This is a genomic window from Sulfuricurvum sp. (assembly GCF_023250475.1).
GTDB lineage: Bacteria > Campylobacterota > Campylobacteria > Campylobacterales > Sulfurimonadaceae > Sulfuricurvum.
In genome coordinates this window covers 1-4,174 of record NZ_JAHFAQ010000155.1, presented here as the reverse complement: position 1 = coordinate 4,174, position 4,174 = coordinate 1, and the positions used below count along the sequence as shown (strand labels likewise).

Genomic DNA, 4,174 nt, shown 5'->3' with positions numbered 1-4,174 from the left:
ATTGCTCTACTAAATAGTTTATGTACCCTAGTACTTCTTTTAAATTTATTTCTGTCCTTTCCAAGTCATCAAAAATAAATACTATTTCTTGTTTTGAACTTTTGTTTTCAGAAAAAAAGTCTAATGGATTAAATGTTTTTAAATCAATATTTGCTGTTCCATCATTCTTACCATCTTGATTCCAATCAAGGTTGACACCTAGTTTGAGTGCACCTTTTAGTATATTACCAGCGAGTTTTGCATACTTAGAACCTAATAATGGATGTAAATTTTGGAAAATTTCTTCATCTATTGAATTGGTATTTTTTAGTCCAAAAAGACTTATTTTTATAAATTTAATATTGTCATTTTTAAATTCATCGATAAAATTTTCTATAAAATATGTTTTACCACTTCCCCAGTTCCCACTCAGTAAAATGGCATATTCTGGGTTTGAAAGTATTAAATAATTAGATAAATATTCTTTGATGTGATTATTTGGATTAATAATATTTCTTTCTGCGTTCATGTTAACCTGCTATTTTATATAATTAAAGACTTTATCTTTTCAATCATTCTGTATCGTGTAGATCTAAATATTCTATACTCACGATATACCATTTTGCCAAAAATTCACAAGATAATTGGACATTCAAAATGTCCTGAAGTTAAAAAAATACAATCAGAATTTTACATATCGACATATTTTTAAACATTTTACGCTGTTTGTCTTAAAATAATTTCCGCAAACACTTTAACGGCAGGTTCGTTTTCAAAAGGTACATGTTGCCAGATAGTCATCATAACTCCTGCGGTGTTGATGTTAGAGTTGAATCCGAAAGGGGATCATTGCCGATTTTGAAAATCCCATGCCCTCGTAAAATCGGTGTGCCGTATTCGAGCAAGGATGAGCCGATATCCTCTCCACGGTGTTTCTCATCGATGACCATATCTTCGAGCAGGGCGACTCTCTCTCCCAGTGCCGTTGAGACGGTGTACAAAAGGTTAACCATCCCTACAATCTCGTTATCTATTGATGCGACGTATATCTCACCGATTTTCTCATCCTCGATGATCATTTTCAGTCCCTTCGTCTGATGCGTGATATCAGGGGTAAATTCGACCTCTTTCGAAAAGAGCTGATGCAAAAGGGTGCAAAGGATGGGGATATCTTCTATAGTTGCCGTGCGGTAGGTGATGGGGTTTTCTTTGGAGGCTGATTCGTAGGCGATAAGGATTTTTTTGCGCTCAATGCCCCAACGATAACCGCTCATAGCACCGCTTTTGGCGATGACGCGATGGCACGGGATGAGATAGCCGATGTGGTTCTCCCCGATGGCGTTGGCGACCGCACGAACGGCTTTGGGCTTGTCGATAAAATTCGCGACATCCTGATAGGTCGTTATGCCGCCGTTAGGGAGATTGATAAGCGCTTTCCAGACATTGATCTGTAGGTTCGTCCCTTTTACCAAGAGATTGTATTTTTTGTTTTTGATAAAAATATTTTCCAGATAGGTACGGGCTTTTAGATCATCATGCACCAGATTGGCATTTTCCCAAAGCTCACAAAATCGTTTATAGATCGAGCCTTTGTTGTTGTCGATAAACCCTAAATAGCAGACCCCTTTGTCGGTATAGGCGATCAGTGCTTCACCGAAAGGGGTAAGTCCGAAACCGTAGGTAATGGTGACGTCTTTCCCTTTTTCACGCCACTCTTTTGGGGTAACCCCTATGAGATTGACAAACAGTTCGTGCAGTCTGCTGGAGCTGGATAAGCCGATATCCAGCGTACTGTCCAACAGAGATTTAGACTCTTTGATATGCTCTTTGGCGTAGTTCAGCGTCACGGAGTGGAGAAACTGTTTGGGCGTTACTCCGACATACTCTTTAAACACCCGCATAAAATGGTATTTGCTCATCCCTATGTTTCGAGCTATCTCATCGATAGAGGGCTGATCTTTGAAATGGGTGTCGATATAGGTAATGGCTTTGGCAATAAGCTGATAATTCTGATTTAATATCTCGATATCTTGCATACGATCACCTTTAATAGGTTGCATTATTATAGACTTTAAAACCCTTTAAAAGAGTTTCGAGCTCTTTTTTGATCTGCATTTGAAGGGGAATGTTGTTAATGTCGTCCAAAACATCGCAGATTTTATGAGCGATAAGGATAAACTCTTTTTCCTTCATCCCCAATGTACTCAACGCGGCAGAGCCTAGTCGTACTCCTGACGTAGACGAAGCGGGGCGGGGATCTGAGGGAATAGAATTTTTGTTGACGGTGATACCGGCATTTTCCAATGCCACACTGGCTTCTTCGCCGGAAAAATCTTTGTTGATCAGTGATATGAGTACCAGATGGTTATCGGTTCCTCCGCTGATGAGCTCATAGCCTCGTTGGATCAACACCTCCGCTAAAACTTTTGCATTGGATTTGACCGCTTTGGCATACTCTCTCCACGAGGGGTGCAAAACTTCTCCAAATGCTACCGCTTTTGCGGCTATGACATGCACCAGCGGCCCTCCTTGCGTTCCGGGGAAGATGGCGCTGTCGATTTTTTTAGCGATCTCTTCGTTGTTCGTCATAATGATACCGCCGCGAGGACCTCTGAGTGTTTTGTGGGTCGTGGAGGTGACGACGTCAGCGTAGGGAAATGGGTTCATGTGTTCACCCGCCGCGACCAATCCGGCAATATGGGCGATATCGGCAAAGAGTATTGCATCTACTGCGTCGGCGATTTCTCGGAATAGGGCAAAATCAATTTCGCGAGCATAGGCAGAAGCCCCGCACACGATAATTTTGGGTTGAACTATTTTTGCGATTTCTAAGACATTATCATAATCGATGCGGCCGTTAAATGCTACACCGTAGGTAAAGGAGTGATAGTTTTTTCCCGAAAAGTTGGGTTTTGCACCATGGGTCAAATGTCCTCCGTGGCGTAAATCCATCCCCAATATTTTATCTCCGGCATTCAGCAACGCCGCATAGATGGCTCCGTTTGCCTGACTGCCCGAATGGGGCTGTACATTCGCATAGCGGCAGTCGAAAATTTTGCAAAGTCGATCTTTCGCCAGTTGCTCTACCTGATCGGCAAATTTACATCCGCCGTAGTATCGTTTGTTCGGATACCCCTCTGCGTATTTGTTGGTAAAAATACTCCCCATCGCCTCCATAACAGCGGGAGAGGTAAAGTTCTCACTCGCGATCATTTCAAGATGCGTTGACTGTCGGTCGAACTCATTTTCTATGATGGCGAAAACTTCCGAATCCGCAACCGATAAACTCTCTTCACGTATAAAACTCATCGCGTCCCCTTTTTGAATGGTTCGTCAAAGTTTATCTCTCTGAGTAGATATTGGCAATCCAAATCTTGCTGAAATAGAGGGAGAAATGAGCAATTTTTGGATTGTTTTTGATTATTTTTTGAACTAGAATTCACCAAAAAAAAGGATAAAGCATGAGACACAGAACCAAGAACCATTTGCTGACACAAGAGCAGATAGAAGCATTGTTTAAAAGAGCTGAAGTCGGGAGAATAGCGACTTTGAATAAAGACGGTTACCCCTATGTTTTACCGATGCACTTTGTATACGCTGATAGCAAAATATACGTGCACGGATTGCCGAAAGGGCAAAAAATAGACAATATCAAGTCAAATCCGAAAGTATGTTTTGAGATTGATGAAATGATTTCATTACTCTATGATGGTATTGAAGAGCCTTGTGACGTTAATACTGAGTTTAATAGTATTATCCTTCACGGTATGGCAACAATTGTGGATGATTTTGAAGAAAAGAGAGCAGCATTATCCAAGATTGTGGAGAAGTTCACGCCGCATTTAATGGAAAAAGAGTTACCTGTTCCTATGATTAACGGGACGGCTGTAATCAGAATCGATATTGAAGAATGCATAGGAAGATATTATAAATGAGAATGAGTTTTATCTAATCGATATTATCAATTCTATTAAGGTCGTTAACAATGGATACATACTTCGGAAAAATTAAATATATCAAAGTCGGTACTATCGTTACTGAAAATGTGACAGGCGAAAATGAAACAGAGGTTGTGTCCGCAATCAAAAAATATCCGATTTCATCTGCTTATATAGGTAAAACTGGATTAATAGGTGATGAGCAGGGTGATACCGAACATCATGGTGGTGAGAATAAAGCGGTACTCTTTTTTTCA

The 4,174-nt window shown here is 40.7% G+C and carries 4 protein-coding genes and 1 pseudogene; 2 read left to right on the top strand and 3 right to left on the bottom strand.

The annotated features are described in order from the left end of the window. From Q0C19_RS11195 to Q0C19_RS11185, 3 genes are all read right to left on the bottom strand, one after another. Nucleotides 1-508, bottom strand: a 508-nt coding sequence (locus tag Q0C19_RS11195; RefSeq protein ID WP_295056023.1) for a P-loop NTPase fold protein, incomplete at its 3' end; no start/stop codon positions are given. Between the two features lie 271 nt (nt 509-779). Then, nucleotides 780-2,015 (bottom strand): GNAT family N-acetyltransferase, encoded by a 1,236-nt coding sequence (locus Q0C19_RS11190; protein WP_295056021.1) that lies wholly within the window; start codon nt 2,013-2,015, stop codon nt 780-782. A 10-nt stretch (nt 2,016-2,025) separates the two neighbouring features. Next, nucleotides 2,026-3,288, bottom strand: a complete 1,263-nt coding sequence (locus Q0C19_RS11185) for a serine hydroxymethyltransferase (protein WP_295056019.1) — start codon at nt 3,286-3,288, stop codon at nt 2,026-2,028. A gap of 152 nt (nt 3,289-3,440) precedes the next feature. On the opposite strand from Q0C19_RS11185, the gene Q0C19_RS11180 reads away from it, so the two are divergent. Together Q0C19_RS11180 and Q0C19_RS11175 are read left to right on the top strand one after the other, a co-directional pair. Beyond that, nucleotides 3,441-3,914 (top strand): pyridoxamine 5'-phosphate oxidase family protein, encoded by a 474-nt coding sequence (locus Q0C19_RS11180; protein ID WP_295056017.1) that lies wholly within the window; start codon nt 3,441-3,443, stop codon nt 3,912-3,914. Between the two features lie 50 nt (nt 3,915-3,964). Continuing rightward, nucleotides 3,965-4,174 (top strand): annotated as a pseudogene (locus tag Q0C19_RS11175) (MOSC domain-containing protein); the annotation flags it as partial.